Source organism: Glaciimonas sp. CA11.2 (assembly GCF_034314045.1).
Taxonomy (GTDB): domain Bacteria; phylum Pseudomonadota; class Gammaproteobacteria; order Burkholderiales; family Burkholderiaceae_D; genus Glaciimonas.
Window position 1 is genome coordinate 1,595,770 of the sequence record NZ_JAVIWL010000001.1, and the last position, 16,280, is coordinate 1,612,049.

Genomic DNA, 16,280 nt, shown 5'->3' on the forward strand with positions numbered 1-16,280 from the left:
TACTTATATTTCTTGCGGCATTAAGCTTCTTCCATTGAATGAAGGAGCATGCATGGAAACCGCAGCATTTATCAAAGGTATGGGATTAGGTGGCGGATTGATTATCGCTATTGGCGCACAAAACGCATTTATTTTACGTCAGGGCTTGCAGCGTCAGTATGTACTTACATCAGTGCTGATTTGTGGTTTGTGCGACTCGTTGCTCATCGCGCTTGGCGTTGCTGGTGTTGGTGCATTGATTGCCGATAATCCCGCTTTATTTGCGTTCTCAAAATGGGGTGGCGCGGCATTTTTGTGCTGGTGTGGAATCCGCTCTGCTTTGGCCGCGTGGAAGCCGACCGCATTGATAACAACCACGGCACCGCTCGCCCCTCCGCGTTATGCCGCCGTGATCACCAGCGCGCTGGCCTTTAGCCTGCTCAATCCGCACGCTTATCTCGATACGGTAGTCTTGCTAGGATCAGTCGGCGGACAAGAGATTGGCATGGGCCGGGTGTTGTTTGCTGCGGGTGCCATGCTGGCTTCGCTTCTCTGGTTTTTGAGCCTGGGATTCGGCGCACGCTTTGCCGCACCGATTTTTGCCAAGCCAATTGCATGGCGTATTCTGGATGGTGTCATTGCAGTAGTCATGTGGTCGATTGCGGCTTCACTGCTACTGTAAAGACCATGTAGAAGCATTTTTTACTTAGCGGATTGCGGACCTGTGCCCGCAATCACTCTTAGCCGGACAAGCTTCGACAGACTAATTTCAACTAATGCATTTCTCCTAAGCACATTTTTGAATGTGTGTTGATACAAGTTATGCATAAACCTATGCATAACTTGCATTAGATTTTTTTCGCCAGTCTCCATAAAGTGCGGGTGCGATACCGTATTTATTCGCATTATGAGCAAGGCTAGGGCGATTAACCGTTTATACGATCAGCAACCTTTCCTATAATCATTACGATCATTCTTTCAGTGCGATGCCACGGTATCAACCTCGAGAAAAACAACGATTAAAATTAGGAGATGTATGGTTTTGCATAAAATCCACACCCGTTTTCAGCCCTATTTTCGATTCATATTCGGCGCTTTATTATTGTCGAGCGGATTAGGAAATGCCATTGCGCAGACGCAAGAGTCTCAGGAAGCGTCGCAAAAACTACCAAACGTGATAATTCTTGCCACTGGCGGCACGATTGCCGGTACCGGCGCGACGAGCACGACCACCGTCGGTTATACGTCTGCCACGGTCGGTGTTGAGAAATTGATCGCAGCCGTGCCGGAACTGAAAAAAGTCGCCAACGTGAAGGGTGAACAAGTATTTCAGATCGCCAGCGAAAGCATGACGAATGACCATTGGCTGAAACTTGCCAAGCGGGTCAATATATTATTGGCGCGCCCGGATGTCGATGGCATCGTCATCACTCACGGCACTGACACCATCGAAGAAACCGCCTACTTTCTTGACTTGACTGTTAAGAGTCGCAAGCCAGTTGTGATCGTCGGCGCAATGCGTCCGTCGACCGCGCTGTCTGCGGATGGACCAATCAATTTATACAATGCCGTGCTGTTGGCCGGTAGCAAAGAGGCAATCGGCAAGGGCGTTTTAGTGACATTAAACGACCAGATTAACGCCGCGCGCGAAGTCACCAAAACCAATACATCAACCACCGATACCTTTAAATCACCCGAACTCGGGATGCTGGGATACATTCAAGGCAGTAAGCCGTATTTTTATCGCCAGTCAACCCGCAAAAACACACTCGACACAGAATTCGATATCAGTAACCTGGATGTCTTGCCGAAAGTTGATATCGTGTACGGCTATGCCGATATGAACAGCATTGCGCTAGATGCGCAAGTCGCCGCTGGTGCCAAGGGCATTATCCACGCTGGTGTCGGTGATGGCAGTATTGCAGCGCAAATGAAAGAACCACTGATTGCGGCACGTAAAAAAGGGGTGATTATCGTGCGTGCCAGCCGAATCGGGCAAGGCATTGTGGCGCGCAACGGCGAGGCCAGCGACGATACTCTCGACTTCGTTGTAGCTGATACGCTGAATGCGCAGAAAGCACGAATCTTGCTGATGCTAGCGCTGACCAAAACGAATAATACGAAAGACATTCAGCGGATGTTTTACACCTATTAATTCTTTGACAGTTTCCTTTTACTCGTCTGATTAGCGTCACAACACCGCAAATCTGACATAAAAAAATGGTGGGTCAGGTGCTTCCTGATCCACCATTTTTTACATCATTACCTTGCACCGAATGATGTGGTGCGCTCAGACGTCTATAACGTGGTTGGAGTGGATGATATCGCCGTCTCTGGCGCGCCATTTGACGCGATTGGTGCCGACGACTGTAAGGCGGCTTGACTCGGTTTTTCACGACGTAGTTCCTGCACCGGAAACGGAATCGAAAATCCAATCGCATCCAGTGTTGGCTTAATCTGCTGACTAATATCCCAGCGAACGGCCCAAAAATCCGACGTCATTGTCCAAAACCGTATTTTGAGCATCACAGCGCTATCCGCGTAATCGCTCACAACCACCAGCGGTTCTGGCAACTTCAGAATCCGCGGATCGGCATCCAATAACGCGGTTAAGGCCCGAATCGCAATGGCGGGATCATTTTTATAATCGATCCCGATCGGCAGATCCATACGCCGCTTGTCATGCCGACTATAGTTGGTAATCGCGCTGTTCCATAACTGGTTGTTTGGGACAAATAGACAAACGCCATCGGCCTTAGTTAATTTTGTTGCGAAAAGACCAATTTCATCGACAGTTCCTTCGACGCTGCTATTCGCAACATATTCGCCGACCTGAAATGGTCGCAAAAACAACAACATCATACCGGCCGCAATATTTTGTAGCGTACCTTGCAATGCCAGACCTATCGCCAGACTGGCTGCACCCAACACTGCGATGATACTGGCGGTCTGCACACCAAACTGTCCCAATACAGCAATCACCGTAATCAGACGAATGAGCCACAACAACACACTCCGCAATACCGGTCGCAAGGTGGCATCGACGTTAGAGCGAATCAACACACGCTGGAACATATTCGATAATTTGGAAGAAAACCACCAACCAAGCATCAATATAACGATCGCCAGCACGGCATTCACCGCGTAATGCAGCGAGGACGTAGCCAGAAAAGTCCAGAGTGCATTTAACTGGTCAACGGCAAAAGTATTCAAAGGTAAACTCCTATTTTTATGACGAACATTCGCCTGTAGGCTGACGCGTCAATGACTTGCTCGCCGACGGTGATGAGACTAGACGTTCCAATAATGCTTAAAAAAACGCTTAATTAGCACTTAAGTAACGTTTAAACAACGTCATTAGGCTTGGATTATTGCATTTAGTTGCAACAGTAGGCTGAAAGGGGCGTCATTCAAGCCTTATGTACTGACATGCAGCTCTGTTTGAGCTCCGAATGCGCAATCAGGGATGGTCCATCACCATCAATCAGATCGAGATGCCGCGCGCTAACTCCCGCGGGTTTGCTACACTATCGACTTACGCACCAGCCAACCCACTTGATCGATCCCCATGAGCAAATATTGGAGTCCCATCGTCAGCCGCCTGACGCCTTACACGCCCGGCGAGCAACCAAAGATTAACAATCTGATCAAACTCAATACCAACGAGAATCCTTACGGTCCGTCGCCGTTGGCCATTGCAGCGATCCAGCGCGAAGCTGCCGACACGCTGCGTCTGTATCCTAATCCGGACTCCGAACCGCTCAAGCTTGCCATTGCGGAACAAAATGCGCAATACGGCATCACTCCGGAACATATATTTGTCGGTAATGGTTCCGATGAAGTGCTGGCGCATGTGTTTCAGGCGCTATTGCAACACGATGATCCGATTCTGTATCCGGACATTACGTACAGTTTTTACCCGACTTATTCCAACCTGTATCAAGTCGCCTACAAGACAATCCCGCTCGCGGACGACTTTACGATTCAGGTCGATGACTATCTGAATGCAGGCAAAAACGGGGGGATTATTTTTCCTAACCCGAATGCGCCGACTGGTTGTCTGCTGCCATTGTCTGAAGTTGAACGCCTGGTCGCGGCGCAACCTGATAGCGTGGTCATCGTTGATGAGGCGTACATCGACTTTGGCGGCGACAGCGCGATCCCGCTGGTTTCGCGTTTTCCCAATCTGCTTGTGGTGCAAACACTGTCCAAATCCCGCTCTTTAGCTGGCCTGCGGGTTGGCTTTGCTATTGGTCATCCTGATTTGATTGCTGCTTTGGAGCGGGTCAAAAATAGTTTCAATTCCTATCCACTGGATCGGATGGCGATTGCGGGAGCCGCGGCCGCGATTCAGGATAAGTCGCATTTCGATCAAACCCGGCTTGCGGTTATGGATACCCGCAAGACGCTGGTTGCCGGACTGAATGCGCTGGGCTTTAACGTATTGCCGTCGGCTGCCAACTTCGTTTTCGCGCGTCATCCACAACACGACGCGGCAACCATTTCCGCAGGATTACGCGCCGATGGGGTCATCGTTCGACACTTTACCAGCCCGCGAATTGCACAATTTTTGCGCATTACGGTCGGCTCAAATGCGGATTGTCAGGCGTTACTGGATGCGCTACCCAATCATCTGAAAGATAAGACAAATGCGGTTAAATTGGCTTAGTCGTATCTCTATCTTATAGATTCGAATATTGAAGTGCACACTAGCGCACGACGGTGACGTAAATACCCCGTTGATAATCGCAATCACTATCGACGGGGCTGATTAGTGTGCTATTGCACTATTACACCAACACACCCACGCGCTACACGATCTCGTCCACTTCTTCACCATTTTTGTGATCAATGTCTCTTCCACTAGCCATTCCCGTTCCTACTATTAACCGCATGCGTCAGGCAGCGCTTCCGCTCCTGTTTGTCTTGCTCGGCGTTGTATATGCAACCTGGGCCTCGCGCATACCGGCGGTGCGCGATGCCTTGCAACTTGATCCGGCAGAATTAAGTCTGGTATTACTATGCGCAGGGATCGGTGCCGTGGGTTCTTTTCCGCTGGCAGCGTGGCTGACCGGTCATTACGGCGCGCGCCACAGCGCCTGGTACGCCGGCGTTGGATTATTGGTGACTATGCCGTGTTTGGCGCTGGCTCCCAATATGGCGTGGTTAATGCTTACCATGACCAGTCTTGGACTTTGCTCTGGTTGCTTTGATGTGGCGATCAACGCACTCGGTGCCGCAGCCGAAAAAGTAGCTGCGCGTTCGATCATGTCGCTATTACACGCCTGGTTTTGCGTCGGCACTTTATCCGGCGCGCTCATCGGCAGCGGCTTTGCTGGCATCGGCTTGTCGCCGCTCTCACACTTCGGCTTATTGGCACTGCTATTCGCCCTGCCGCTAAGACTTTGCTACAACGCATTGCCAAATGATCGCCCCGAACCGAGCATCGGTAAAAAGTATTTTTCACTCCCGCACGGCCACCTGATCGTCCTCGGTATCATCGGATTTTGCGGCGCGATTGTTGAAGGGTCTGTGGCAGACTGGAGTGGTGTTTACATGACGGACTGGTTGCGTGCCAGCGACGGCACTGCACCGTTAGCGTTTGCCGCCTTCGCGGCGATGATGCTGGTTACAAGACTTATAGGAGATCGACTAAAGGAGCGCTTCAATGCACGCAAAGTCGTCACCACCGGTGCGCTTATCGCGGCAGTTGGTATGTTTGTGGCACTCATCGCACCTAACGTTTCGCTCTCCATTTTCGGCTTTGCATTGACCGGTGTTGGCGTTGCGACCGTTTTCCCTTTTGTATTCAGTGCGGCGGGGCGCCATGGTTCTACCGCGCTGGCGGGTGTCGCCACCCTCAGTTACGGCGGTGGTTTGATTGGACCGCCGGTGATCGGGTTTCTGGCACATGGCTTCGGCCTGCACGCCGCGCTGTCTCTGGTCGGTGTGTTATGTCTGGCGGTCGCACTATCAGCGAGTCGCGCGAAGTGGCTTGAGTGAGCGATCGCGGAGCGCGATAAAACCAACGAAGGGTTAAGAATCTCCGTCCACGTATAAAATGCCTTGAGTACGATAAAATGGTGTCCTCGAGAAATACCCTGCATTTGCTAAATTCGCTTTGGAGCCTGCCATCATGCCTAATTTGTCTGCTCATACTTTCGCTCGCACCTTGACCCTCGCTCTCACTGCCAGTGCGACGCTGGCAGCTTGCGCCATGCCCGGACAGGAAAGCAAAATCACCGACGATCCACGATTGTTATCGTCCCGTTGGGAACTCACCGATTGGCCGAACCATGTTATTCCAACCGGCGATAACGGTGATCCGGTGATTCTGACTTTTAGCAATGAAAAAGGCCAGGGACGGGTGAATGGTCGCGCCTGGTGCAATCAGTTTACGGCACCGTTTTCGATTCGTAGCCCGGGTCGACTGACGATTGTTGAAGCGGTGACAACACGTATGGCGTGCCCGGAACCCGCCATGCGTTTCGAAGCTGACTTTTTAGAAAAACTACAGGCAGTGAACGACTACAAAATTACCGGAAAAACCCTTGAGTTCAACACCGTTGACGGTAAAGTAATGACTTTCCACGCACGGGACAAAGTCGGTGCCACGGCTAAAATAAAATTCATCTACGTCGCCGCGGAAAAAGCACCTTGCTCTACCGGCGTGATGCAGACAACTTGTTATCAAATCCGTGAAGATAAAAAAGCCCCATGGCAACTCTGGTACGGCGACATTGCCGGTTTCAAACCTGAACCCGGTGTGCAATATCGCCTGCGCATTTTAGAAGAGCGCGTTCCACATCCACCCGCCGATGCCAGCGCGGTCAAGTGGACGCTGGATATCATCGTTGAGCAGGAATTGGCTGAATATCAGAAGTGAGTTTTGCAGCCAATAATTCTAGCTTTGCGCGACGCCGCTGGCGCGGATTAGCGTAAATTTTCAATACCTAAAATGATAGGGTTGACGCAGAGCCAAACCAGCCGGGCCGGGCCAGCCTGCACTAAAGCGCCAGCCGCCGACGTGCAGCCTGATATTCGGTTTGCAAGCGATCTACCATTGCGGCCACCGTTGGCACGTCACTCATTAGTCCGACCCCTTGACCCGCGCCCCATATATCACGCCAGGCTTTGGCGCCGCTTCCACCGGAACCAAAATTCATTTTGGTCTTGTCCGCCTCGGGAAGATTGTCTGGGTCAAGACCAGCATTAATAATGGATTTTTTCAAATAGTTGCCGTGAATACCTGTGAACAGATTGGTATACACAATATCGTTAGCGCTTGATTCGACAATGGCCTGACGATAGGCATCGTCGACATTGGCTTCCTGAGTGGCGAGCCAGCGCGAGCCAATATAGGCAAGGTCTGCGCCCATTGCTTGCGCCGCCAGAATCGCGTCACCGGTGGCAATCGCGCCAGACAGTGCAATCGTCCCGTCGAAGAATTTTCGTACTTCGCCCACTAACGCAAACGGTGACAACGGACCGGCATGACCGCCAGCGCCGGTGGCGACCAAAATCAAGCCGTCAACTCCGGCTTCCAATGCTTTTTCAGCATGGCGAATCGAAATAACATCGTGCAATACGATGCCGCCATAGCTATGAATAGCGTCCATCATCTCTTTGGGTGGCGCACGCAGACTGGAAATGATAATCGGAACACGATGTTTGACACACATTTCCACATCATGGGCCAGACGATCATTGGATTGATGCACAATCTGATTGACTGCAATCGGACCTACTTTAGCATCCGGGTGTTCTGCCTGATATGTTGCCAGTTCAATTTGCAATTGTGTCAGCCACACATCGAGCTCGGCTGCCGGACGCGCATTGAGCGCCGGAAACGAACCGACGATCCCCGCTTTACATTGCGCCGCGACCAACGCCGGTCCACTGGCGATAAACATCGGCGAACCGATAACGGGAAGGCTTAAGTTTTGCAACACTGCGGGCAATGCCATAACGACCTCTTTTAGTGGGATCAAAGAAATGATTATAAGGGAAACGTCATACAAAAAAGTACGATCGTGCTAGATTTTATCTTCTAACTGGATTGATTCTAATTACTTTTTTTTATTAAAAATATAATAAACAGCAAGCGCATAAGTGAGTGAAAACTTTTGGATTGGTTATCATAAACCAAATGAGGCTTTCATTAAGTGAGTGACAAGCATCTGGATGCGGAGGATATGTTCGCGAAATACAAAAAAATAGCTCGCATTTTAGCGAGCTATTTTTAACGATATAGCAACGGCATGCGCCTATCGCTACGTTAAATTACCAGACATCTTTAGGCAACACATCGCGCAATGCAGGAATGCTATGTCGGGTAAATTTAGGCACGTCGATACCGCGTTTTTTCTGTTCCAGATAATCACGCCATGCCGCATAGGCGTATTTACTCAACAACACAATTGCCACCAGATTAATCAACGCCATCAATCCCATGCTGGTATCCGCCATATCCCATACCAACGGCAAACTGCCCGTGGCACCAAACATCACCATTCCAAGTACACAAAGACGGAATAAGAACAGCAACAATGGATGCTTGCTAACAAACTGAACATTGCCTTCAGCGTAAGCGTAATTGCCTAACACTGATGAATACGCAAAGAAGAAAATCGCCACGGTTAAAAATAGTCCGCCCCAACTTCCCAAATGCGCTGTGATCGCCGCGTGCGTCAAACTTGCTCCTTGGGTTGCGCCACCTGGAACGTATTCACCAGACAATAAAATAATCAATGCAGTCGCCGTGCAGATAATCATTGTGTCCACCACCACGCCCATCATCTGTAATAATCCTTGAGAAACAGGATGAGAAGTGACTGCCGCCGCAGCGGCATTGGGCGCTGATCCCATCCCCGCTTCGTTAGAAAATAGTCCGCGCTTAATACCAGTCATCATGGCCACAGTGATCGCGTAACCGACGGTTCCGCCGACAGCTTGCTCAAGACCAAACGCACTTTTGATAATCAAACTGAAGACCGCAGGCAATTCAGTCAGATGCGTCACCAACACAAATGCCGCCACGCCGAGATAGCCAACCGCCATAATCGGCACGATCACAGCGGCAAACTTTGCGACGCGTCGGATGCCACCGAAAATAACCGGCGCGGTCAACAGCACCAATGCGATACCAACCCAATGCCGCGGAATATGGAAAGAAATATCCATCGTTTCAGCGATGGATTGGGCCTGAACTGCATTGAAAACAAACCCAAAAGCCAAGATCAGCGACAACGCAAACACCATCCCAAAGGCGCGTGAACGCAATCCAATCTGGATGTAATAACTCGGTCCGCCCCGAAAACTACCGTCTTCATTACGGACTTTAAAAATTTGCGCCAGCGTTGCCTCGACAAATGCTGATGACATGCCAAGCAGTGCGACCACCCACATCCAGAAAATCGCGCCAGGACCACCAACGGTCAACGCCACCGCAACGCCAACAATATTACCGGTTCCGACACGGCTTGCGATACCTGTAGCAAAAGCTTGAAAGCCGGTAATTCCCTCAACGGATTGTCCGGGTTCGCGTTTGAATAAATTTGACCGAAAAATGCGCGACTGGATAAAACCAAAACGAATCGTAAAAAAAGCGCCGACGCTTAACAACAAATAAATGAGGACATATCCCCACAAAATACCATTAAGCCAGTTGACGATAGGGTGAAGAAGGGTTTCAAACATGAGTGGATTGTCTCTGGTAAAAAGGGAATGCCATTACAGACTACGACTGTGTATTATCGACAACGTATAACGACAACATATAACGACACCTGACCATCCAATCGCATGTCATTGGCATATGATCTGCATGGCAGTATCGATTTCTACGCGTCAGCTTCTACGCACATTTACATATTGATTATTTTGCTTAGCGCCACATCGAAATGATTGGCCGCTAGATATTAGCCGTTAAAGCGGGCGCGGGCGGCGGGTTTTATACCCATGGCGTGACTGAAGACGCATTATTAGAAAAGTCTGACTTATTTTGAGAAAAATCTTACATATATTACGTATTTTTCTTACGCAGAATCAAATATTTAATCCGAATTTAACAACACTTCACCATCCAACTGCGCTGCGCCAGCGCGTAACAATTGCGCAATAAGCCAAGCAGTCAGTTGATCATTCGGAAGATGTAAATGACGCGCATTTGTGGATACCATCAAAGGCATTGTCGCAACTATCTGCGACACATCTTCCAGAGATATTTTTTGACGTTCCAGTAGCAGAAATTTCAGCAATACTTTCAGTCCATTTTGCGCGTTTCGGATAGGCTCGGCCGAGAGATAATCCAGCCGTGAAAAAGCACTGGAAAGCGCACTGGCAACGTCTGTAAATGGTCGACCATGACCAGGAATAACGATCGCAACGTCCAGAGCGGCAATCATTTCCAGCGTCTCCCGCGCTTCAGCAAATCCCGATTGGCCGTCGAGTTCTGGAAAAATGACACCGAACCCGTTTTCCCACAATGCATCAGCAGAAATCAAAATCCGATGTTGAGGACAATACAGGATCAGCGAATGCGGATCATGCCCTGGCGCAGCCAGCACTTGCCAGGTCATGTCTCCGAGGATTATTTCGTCGCCGCCTTGCAAGGTGGCGTCAACATGAAATCGCGCACATTGCTGACCCGTGGCGACGTAACTTAACGCGCCCTGATCCCAGTCGCGTACCTTTGACGCTTCCGCAGCAGGAATAAAAGTACGACAGCCGTACGCTTGTTGGAGCGCGGCGTTGCCACCACAATGGTCCGAGTGAATATGTGTATTAACCAGCCAGTCGAGCGGGCGACCATGCAACACTTGCGCTACCAGCGCAACCGTCTGCGTTGCGTGCGTCGCATAGCCGCTATCGACCAGAGCGGTTTGTTCCTGTCCCAGAAACAGGATGTTATTTGATGACAACCAGCCACGTTGAAGCACATGCATGGTCGCTGGTAATAGGACACGCAAGGAATCGTTCATCGTTGCACTACCAACCGCCAGGAGATGGCACACGCAACGATCAGCATCCGATCAACAGGGGAACGCGCCAAGGCAGCGTTTACATCCAACATGCGGGCACAACCTTCACATCAACAAGTAACGTTCGCCGTGCAGCGGACCGATTTAACAATATGACTAGTAATTAATCAGTCACATCAGTCAAATAGATCCAACTGCGTTTAACCTCCATGTTCGCCGATGGCGATGGAATCAGCAAGAAAATTATATCTAGCGCTAAAAGCGGCATCCAACCAAGACGTATCCGATGAACCATATATCGGACGCCCTTTAATAATCTGCCAGATGTGAATGTACAGTCGGCACCCGCAACGCACCGACGATCAGGAATGCCGCCACGGACTATATCCCAGCGGTTCGACCCCTCTCGCTCTACAGGCGATTCGGGATCGACGTTCTTAGTTGGTCCTTTTATTGGTAGGATGTTTTAGGCCGCAATATCATCACGCGGGGCTTGCAGACCCATTTCCTTGCGGAACATGGCTTCCATTTCACGCCGTACCTGAATTGACTCTTTGCTGCTGTCGATAACGACATCGCTCCAACGCACGGATTGCCCCGCGCTGATGGGGCGTTGCAACACAATATTGTGCGCAAGTCCGATCGGTAGCGCGTCGCTGTTTAATGAATCGGCGGCCGACATCAATTTGCCATACACCATGTGGCCACCTTCACCGTCCAGACGTTCGCCAGCGCGCAAATCGCGTTTAGCGGTTGCCACGACATCACCATGGAATTCTGTAGTACTGCCGGTTGGCTCACCGCGAACGGCGATATTAGCGATGGAAATCCCCAATTCGAGACCGATCAGATGGTACGGCTTATACATCGTGGCAAAGCGACCGCTGGAATCGGTTTTTAAACCGTATTGCGAAAAGCATTCGCGGACATAATCGGTTGGTGCTTCAAAGGTTACATACACGCCCCATCGCAAGTCGCGAAAGACCGGACGCCCATCACGCTCAAGCGAAGACACCACTTCGACTGTGCCAGAATGCGGCAAGATCCCGCCAGCCGATGCCGGACGTAAAATATTCGGCAAATCATCCACACCGCAAGGAGGAAAAGCGAGTCCGTCTGAACCTGGTCGTAACCCTGTCGCGTTGGCCACTGCCGCCATTTCGAGCGCCGATTTGGTGCCGTCCAGGAACGAGTTAAACATCTGCGCATTGAAGTCACCACCGGCGACTTGCTCATCGCTAAAACCGTAATGTCCCCATACCGTGTCGGGAGTGGATTGATGATATATCGGTAGATATTTGGTCCCTTTGCCCGCGCAGACAACATCGAAACCGGCAGTACGCGCCCAATCCACCATCTCGGCTATCAACGCAGGCTGATCGCCATATGCCATTGAATAAATGATCCCAGCTTCCGCAGCGCGCCGTGCCAGCAACGGTCCGGCCAGCGCGTCGGCCTCGACATTGACCATCACGATATGTTTGCGATGTTTGCAACAAAGCAATGCATGGCGGATACCCGCAGCTGGATTGCCGGTGGCATCAATAATGATATCGATTTCGCCTTGCGAAATCAGCGCTTCCGCATCATCTTGTACGAAGGTGCTGCCGTTACGTAGCGCTTCATTCCAGGATTTTGCGGCATACATCGGCTCCGGCCAGCCGACTCGTTTTAAGGATTGGCACGCACGTGCCGGGGACAAATCAGCAATCCCCAACAGATGCACGCCCGGTGTACGCGGCACTTGCGACAGATACATTGAGCCGAATTTCCCTGCCCCGATCAAGCCGACGCGCACGGGTTTTCCCGCGTCAGCGAGTCCTTTTAATTGCTGAAACAAAGTTGACATGTCTACTCCTGTAATAATATTTGTACACCGCCATGTTTGACGGGAGGCGATACCGTATTTTCGGATTCACATAAAAAGAGTAGCATTCGCATTTCCCCCCGTAAATATTGAATATCACACAATGGATGTGCAAAAAATCGCATGCAAAAATTTGACTGGAACGACCTACAAGGATTTTTAGCCGTGGTGCGGGCCGGACGACTTACCACCGCAGCCTTGCAGTTGGGTATTGATCATTCGACACTCAGCAGACGCATAGTTGGCCTGGAGAAGGCGCTTGGGGTGGCTTTGTTTGACCGTCGCTCGGCCGGGTACGTCCTCACAGTAGAAGGTGAGCGCCTGATTCCCGATGCGGAGGCAGTCGAAAGCCTGGCGATCCGCATTCGATCCCGCTCCGATGATGGAGCGCTAGGGTTAATGGGTTCGGTGCGGATCGGCGCACCGGAAGGATTCGGAACTTATTTTTTGGCACCCGAACTGACCGGCCTGGCGACCCGCCATCCACAGTTGGAAATTGAACTCATCGCCAATCCACGCATGTTTAGTCTTTCCAGGCGCGAGGCTGATATTGCGATCAGCATGACGCGCCCCGAAACGGGTCGGCTGCATGCACGCAAGCTGAACGACTATGAGCTTGGCATTTATGCGGCACGTTCTTTTCTGGCGCAGCACGGACCAATTGACACCCAACTTTCATTGGCGGCCCATACTTGGGTGGGCTATGTGGAGGACTTGATGTGGACCAAGGAGCTTGATTATTTGTCACACATTCCTACCGCGCCAGCGCCACGTGTCAGAATTTCGAATGTGATCAGCCAGATGGCGGCAGTGAAAGGCGGAGTCGGACTGGGCGCACTGCCATGCTTCATGGCCCGCAATGAGCCGGAATTGGTGCGACTATTGCCAGACCAGATCAAACTATTCCGCGGCTATTGGCTAATCACCCATGCCGAAGCGCGCGATTCCGTGCGCGTCAAAGTGGTGGCAGATTATATTGCTGAACGCATCGAGGCCGCAGGTAACGCTTTTTGGACGGATGGCTAACGAGGATGGCTATGTGTTGGAGGCAGAAAAGCAAGAGACCAGCGCAACTCAATTCGGTGGCGGCGTAACGACGGCAAAAGCCGAGAACGAAGGCCGCATCTTCCCCGGACACGCCGCGCGCTAAGGACCGACCCGCCAGCGATTAAACTAGTACGACAGAATCCATGCAGAGTACAGCGTTTGCACCCGCATTTATGTTGTAGTAACATATCTACTTAAATCAAGTATTCGAGGTGTCGCTATGGTCATGACCATCACAACCCTATCAAGCCGCGAGTTCAATCAAGGGGCGAGCGAGGCAAAACGGGCCGCAAACAATGGGCCAGTATTCATCACGGATAGGGGACGACCGGCCCATGTTCTTATGAGCATCGCGCTTTATCAGCAGATTACCGGAAGTCACCAGAAGATTGCCGATTTGCTGGCAATGCCGAGCATCGCTGATATCGACTTTGAGACTCCACGCTCACGTGAGATTCCGCGCCCTGTGGACTTTTCCTGATGTTTCTTCTGGATACTAATGTGGTTTCTGAATTGCGAAAAATCCGCCTTGGCCGAGCCGATAAAAATGTGGCGCAGTGGGCCGACAGTGTGGATGCCACAGACCTCTATTTGTCGGCCATCACCGTGCAGGAGCTGGAACTGGGCGTATTGTTAATTGAGCGCCGCGACCCACCACAAGGCGCTATTTTTCGGACCTGGTTCGAGAGCCATGTTTTACCTGCATTTGCCGGCCGCATTCTACCGGTTGATACCGCGGTTGCGCAACGTTGCGCGGCGCTTCATGTGCCCGACCCGCGCCCGGCCATGGATAGCCTGATTGCAGCCACTGCGCTGGTTCATGGCATGACCTTGGTAACGCGAAATGTGGCTGACTTTCAGCCATCCGGCGTGACGATTCTTAACCCATGGGAGGCCCAATGATCGGCAAAGCGCCGCGCACTGGCCCTTGTGGATCATGTGCGTAAACGCGACGCTGGCGATTGGGCTAAGGCGACAGAACCCCTAACTTTGCTTGGCTATTACGCTTCCAGCGCCTTGCTCAACAATTCTGCTACCAATTCATTCACGCCGCAGTCACGTTCTTGTGCCAGTGTTTTTATTTGCTGCACCAGATCACTATTCAGTTTGACCGCAAACGGTACCAAACCCAGCGACTGATCCAGATTGCGCTGCTCACGCCGATCCAGCGCTACGGGCGCAGTTTGACCGAATACAGCGGCGGAACCCGGTTGCTTCATCTTGCCGGAAAGTTTCATTGCTTGCATCTTTGCCATGCCGGATTTTTTCATTATTTCAATTCCTGATTAAATATAGTTCGCCATTCTACGCAGTCCCGCGCCTGAAAACAGTTCTATTAGGCTAGATGGGCAAAGAGAGGCCGAAACCGACGCAGACTAACGCAAAATAAGACACTTAATAGACAGTTAGCCCCGTGACTTGCGCTGCATCGACGACCTAATCCAGAATTGCCAGAAATGTGTTGGCGATTTGCTACTAGGCAAAAGCGCGCTTGGCAGCGATGGCGTTTCCGGCTCGGCTGGCGGCCTTGCGTCCGAGATGCTGAGAGATGAATTGTCCTGCCTCAACCACCGCATCGAGATTGATACCCGTTTCAATCCCTAACCCTTGCATCATATACAACACATCTTCCGTCGCCACGTTACCGGTGGCGCCCTTAGCGTACGGGCAACCGCCCAAACCGGCCACTGACGCGTGATAGATTGAAATGCCGACATCCAGACTGGCGTAGATATTCGCTAGCGCCTGACCGTAAGTGTCATGAAAATGGCCCGACAAACGATCCACCGGGAATTCCTGCACCAATCGTTGCATGACCGCCTTCACCTTGTTGGGAGTTGCCACACCGATCGTATCGGCAATGTCAATCTCGTCGCAACCAAGATCGCGCATGCGGTGCAACACATCCACCACCGCATCAATACTGACTTCGCCCTGATACGGACAACCAAAAACGCAACTAATACTGCCGCGCAAACGTTTTCCCGCTTGTTTAGCGGTCAGGGCGACGTCACGAAACCGTTCGATTGATTCGGCAATTGAGCAATTGATATTTTTTTGCGAGAACGCTTCCGATGCCGATCCGAAAATCACCATTTCATCAGCACCCGCCGTCAAGGCAGCTTCGAGGCCCTTCATATTCGGAACCAAGGCTGAATAAATTACGCCCGGTTGCCGGATGATGCCCGCCATCACTTCGGTGGATGTCGCCATTTGCGGCACCCATTTAGGCGATACAAAGGAGGCCGCTTCAATGTTGACAAAACCTGCCGCGGTCAGTTGATTGACCAGTGCAATCTTGATTTCTGCAGGAATGGTCTCTTTTTCGTTTTGCAAACCGTCACGTGGGCCGACTTCAACGATTTTAACTTTGCTTGGGAATGTCATTTTACGATCCTCGCTAT

At 51.2% G+C, this 16,280-nt stretch carries 15 protein-coding genes and 1 pseudogene; 9 read left to right on the top strand and 7 right to left on the bottom strand.

Features of this window, described 5'->3' with window-relative positions:
• Positions 1 to 52: 52 nt before the first annotated feature.
• Together RGU75_RS06820 and RGU75_RS06825 are read left to right on the top strand one after the other, a co-directional pair.
• Entirely contained in the window at positions 53 to 661 is a 609-nt protein-coding gene (locus tag RGU75_RS06820; protein ID WP_322234259.1) for a LysE/ArgO family amino acid transporter, read from the top strand.
• Positions 662 to 1,015: 354 nt separating this feature from the next.
• Entirely contained in the window at positions 1,016 to 2,134 is a 1,119-nt protein-coding gene (locus RGU75_RS06825) for a type II asparaginase (protein WP_322234262.1), read from the top strand.
• Between the two features lie 143 nt (positions 2,135 to 2,277).
• Here RGU75_RS06825 and RGU75_RS06830 read toward each other — a convergent pair whose 3' ends face one another.
• Positions 2,278 to 3,192, bottom strand: a complete 915-nt coding sequence (locus RGU75_RS06830; protein ID WP_322234264.1) for a mechanosensitive ion channel family protein — start codon at positions 3,190 to 3,192, stop codon at positions 2,278 to 2,280.
• Between the two features lie 355 nt (positions 3,193 to 3,547).
• Between RGU75_RS06830 and hisC the strand changes: the two genes are divergently transcribed.
• The 3 genes from hisC (at position 3,548) to RGU75_RS06845 (ending at position 6,865) form a co-directional block, all read left to right on the top strand.
• Positions 3,548 to 4,648 (top strand): histidinol-phosphate transaminase, encoded by a 1,101-nt coding sequence (hisC, locus tag RGU75_RS06835; protein ID WP_322234266.1) that lies wholly within the window; start codon positions 3,548 to 3,550, stop codon positions 4,646 to 4,648.
• 182 nt (positions 4,649 to 4,830) lie between these two features.
• Complete coding sequence (locus RGU75_RS06840) at positions 4,831 to 5,982, top strand: MFS transporter (RefSeq protein WP_322234267.1); 1,152 nt, start codon at positions 4,831 to 4,833, stop codon at positions 5,980 to 5,982.
• A 133-nt stretch (positions 5,983 to 6,115) separates the two neighbouring features.
• A complete protein-coding gene (locus RGU75_RS06845) occupies positions 6,116 to 6,865 on the top strand; it encodes an META and DUF4377 domain-containing protein (protein ID WP_322234269.1) in 750 nt (249 codons plus the stop codon).
• 121 nt (positions 6,866 to 6,986) lie between these two features.
• On the opposite strand, the gene RGU75_RS06850 is transcribed toward RGU75_RS06845, so the two are convergent.
• The 4 genes and pseudogenes from RGU75_RS06850 to RGU75_RS06865 all read right to left on the bottom strand — a co-directional run bounded on the left by RGU75_RS06850 (position 6,987) and on the right by RGU75_RS06865 (position 12,810).
• Complete coding sequence (locus tag RGU75_RS06850) at positions 6,987 to 7,946, bottom strand: nitronate monooxygenase family protein (RefSeq protein WP_322234270.1); 960 nt, start codon at positions 7,944 to 7,946, stop codon at positions 6,987 to 6,989.
• Between the two features lie 319 nt (positions 7,947 to 8,265).
• Positions 8,266 to 9,678 (bottom strand): annotated as a pseudogene (locus tag RGU75_RS06855) (alanine/glycine:cation symporter family protein); the annotation flags it as partial.
• Between the two features lie 356 nt (positions 9,679 to 10,034).
• Positions 10,035 to 10,961, bottom strand: coding sequence for an MBL fold metallo-hydrolase (locus RGU75_RS06860; RefSeq protein WP_322234272.1), 927 nt, complete (start codon positions 10,959 to 10,961; stop codon positions 10,035 to 10,037).
• A 466-nt stretch (positions 10,962 to 11,427) separates the two neighbouring features.
• Positions 11,428 to 12,810, bottom strand: coding sequence for an NAD(P)H-dependent oxidoreductase (locus tag RGU75_RS06865; protein WP_322234274.1), 1,383 nt, complete (start codon positions 12,808 to 12,810; stop codon positions 11,428 to 11,430).
• A 141-nt stretch (positions 12,811 to 12,951) separates the two neighbouring features.
• On the opposite strand from RGU75_RS06865, the gene RGU75_RS06870 reads away from it, so the two are divergent.
• From RGU75_RS06870 to RGU75_RS06885, 4 genes are all read left to right on the top strand, one after another.
• Complete coding sequence (locus tag RGU75_RS06870) at positions 12,952 to 13,854, top strand: LysR family transcriptional regulator (RefSeq protein ID WP_322234277.1); 903 nt, start codon at positions 12,952 to 12,954, stop codon at positions 13,852 to 13,854.
• On the top strand, positions 13,847 to 13,978 hold the full coding sequence (locus RGU75_RS06875) for a hypothetical protein (protein WP_322234278.1): 132 nt from the start codon (positions 13,847 to 13,849) through the stop codon (positions 13,976 to 13,978). Before RGU75_RS06870 ends, RGU75_RS06875 begins: the two co-directional genes overlap by 8 nt.
• A 123-nt stretch (positions 13,979 to 14,101) precedes the next feature.
• Positions 14,102 to 14,356 carry a type II toxin-antitoxin system Phd/YefM family antitoxin gene (locus RGU75_RS06880; protein WP_322234280.1) on the top strand — a complete coding sequence of 85 codons (255 nt, stop codon included), beginning with the start codon at positions 14,102 to 14,104 and terminating at the stop codon, positions 14,354 to 14,356.
• On the top strand, positions 14,353 to 14,778 hold the full coding sequence (locus tag RGU75_RS06885) for a type II toxin-antitoxin system VapC family toxin (RefSeq protein ID WP_322240304.1): 426 nt from the start codon (positions 14,353 to 14,355) through the stop codon (positions 14,776 to 14,778). The genes RGU75_RS06880 and RGU75_RS06885 overlap by 4 nt, the downstream gene beginning before the upstream one ends.
• Positions 14,779 to 14,876: 98 nt before the next feature.
• Here RGU75_RS06885 and RGU75_RS06890 read toward each other — a convergent pair whose 3' ends face one another.
• Together RGU75_RS06890 and RGU75_RS06895 are read right to left on the bottom strand one after the other, a co-directional pair.
• Positions 14,877 to 15,146 (bottom strand): hypothetical protein, encoded by a 270-nt coding sequence (locus RGU75_RS06890; protein WP_322234282.1) that lies wholly within the window; start codon positions 15,144 to 15,146, stop codon positions 14,877 to 14,879.
• A gap of 205 nt (positions 15,147 to 15,351) precedes the next feature.
• Positions 15,352 to 16,263 carry a hydroxymethylglutaryl-CoA lyase gene (locus RGU75_RS06895; protein WP_322234283.1) on the bottom strand — a complete coding sequence of 304 codons (912 nt, stop codon included), beginning with the start codon at positions 16,261 to 16,263 and terminating at the stop codon, positions 15,352 to 15,354.
• Positions 16,264 to 16,280 lie beyond the last annotated feature (17 nt).

Excerpts from the sequence above, each read along its gene's own strand:
- RGU75_RS06870 (WP_322234277.1), top strand. The coding sequence starts at position 12,952 with ATGCAAAAATTTGACTGGAACGACCTACAAGGATTTTTAGCCGTGGTG.
- RGU75_RS06845 (WP_322234269.1), top strand. The coding sequence starts at position 6,116 with ATGCCTAATTTGTCTGCTCATACTTTCGCTCGCACCTTGACCCTCGCT.
- RGU75_RS06840 (WP_322234267.1), top strand. The coding sequence starts at position 4,831 with ATGTCTCTTCCACTAGCCATTCCCGTTCCTACTATTAACCGCATGCGT.
- RGU75_RS06825 (WP_322234262.1), top strand. The coding sequence starts at position 1,016 with ATGGTTTTGCATAAAATCCACACCCGTTTTCAGCCCTATTTTCGATTC.
- RGU75_RS06820 (WP_322234259.1), top strand. The coding sequence starts at position 53 with ATGGAAACCGCAGCATTTATCAAAGGTATGGGATTAGGTGGCGGATTG.
- RGU75_RS06890 (WP_322234282.1), bottom strand. The coding sequence starts at position 15,146 with ATGAAAAAATCCGGCATGGCAAAGATGCAAGCAATGAAACTTTCCGGC.
- RGU75_RS06860 (WP_322234272.1), bottom strand. The coding sequence starts at position 10,961 with ATGAACGATTCCTTGCGTGTCCTATTACCAGCGACCATGCATGTGCTT.
- RGU75_RS06875 (WP_322234278.1), top strand. The coding sequence starts at position 13,847 with ATGGCTAACGAGGATGGCTATGTGTTGGAGGCAGAAAAGCAAGAGACC.
- RGU75_RS06850 (WP_322234270.1), bottom strand. The coding sequence starts at position 7,946 with ATGGCATTGCCCGCAGTGTTGCAAAACTTAAGCCTTCCCGTTATCGGT.
- RGU75_RS06895 (WP_322234283.1), bottom strand. The coding sequence starts at position 16,263 with ATGACATTCCCAAGCAAAGTTAAAATCGTTGAAGTCGGCCCACGTGAC.
- RGU75_RS06865 (WP_322234274.1), bottom strand. The coding sequence starts at position 12,810 with ATGTCAACTTTGTTTCAGCAATTAAAAGGACTCGCTGACGCGGGAAAA.
- RGU75_RS06880 (WP_322234280.1), top strand. The coding sequence starts at position 14,102 with ATGACCATCACAACCCTATCAAGCCGCGAGTTCAATCAAGGGGCGAGC.
- hisC (WP_322234266.1), top strand. The coding sequence starts at position 3,548 with ATGAGCAAATATTGGAGTCCCATCGTCAGCCGCCTGACGCCTTACACG.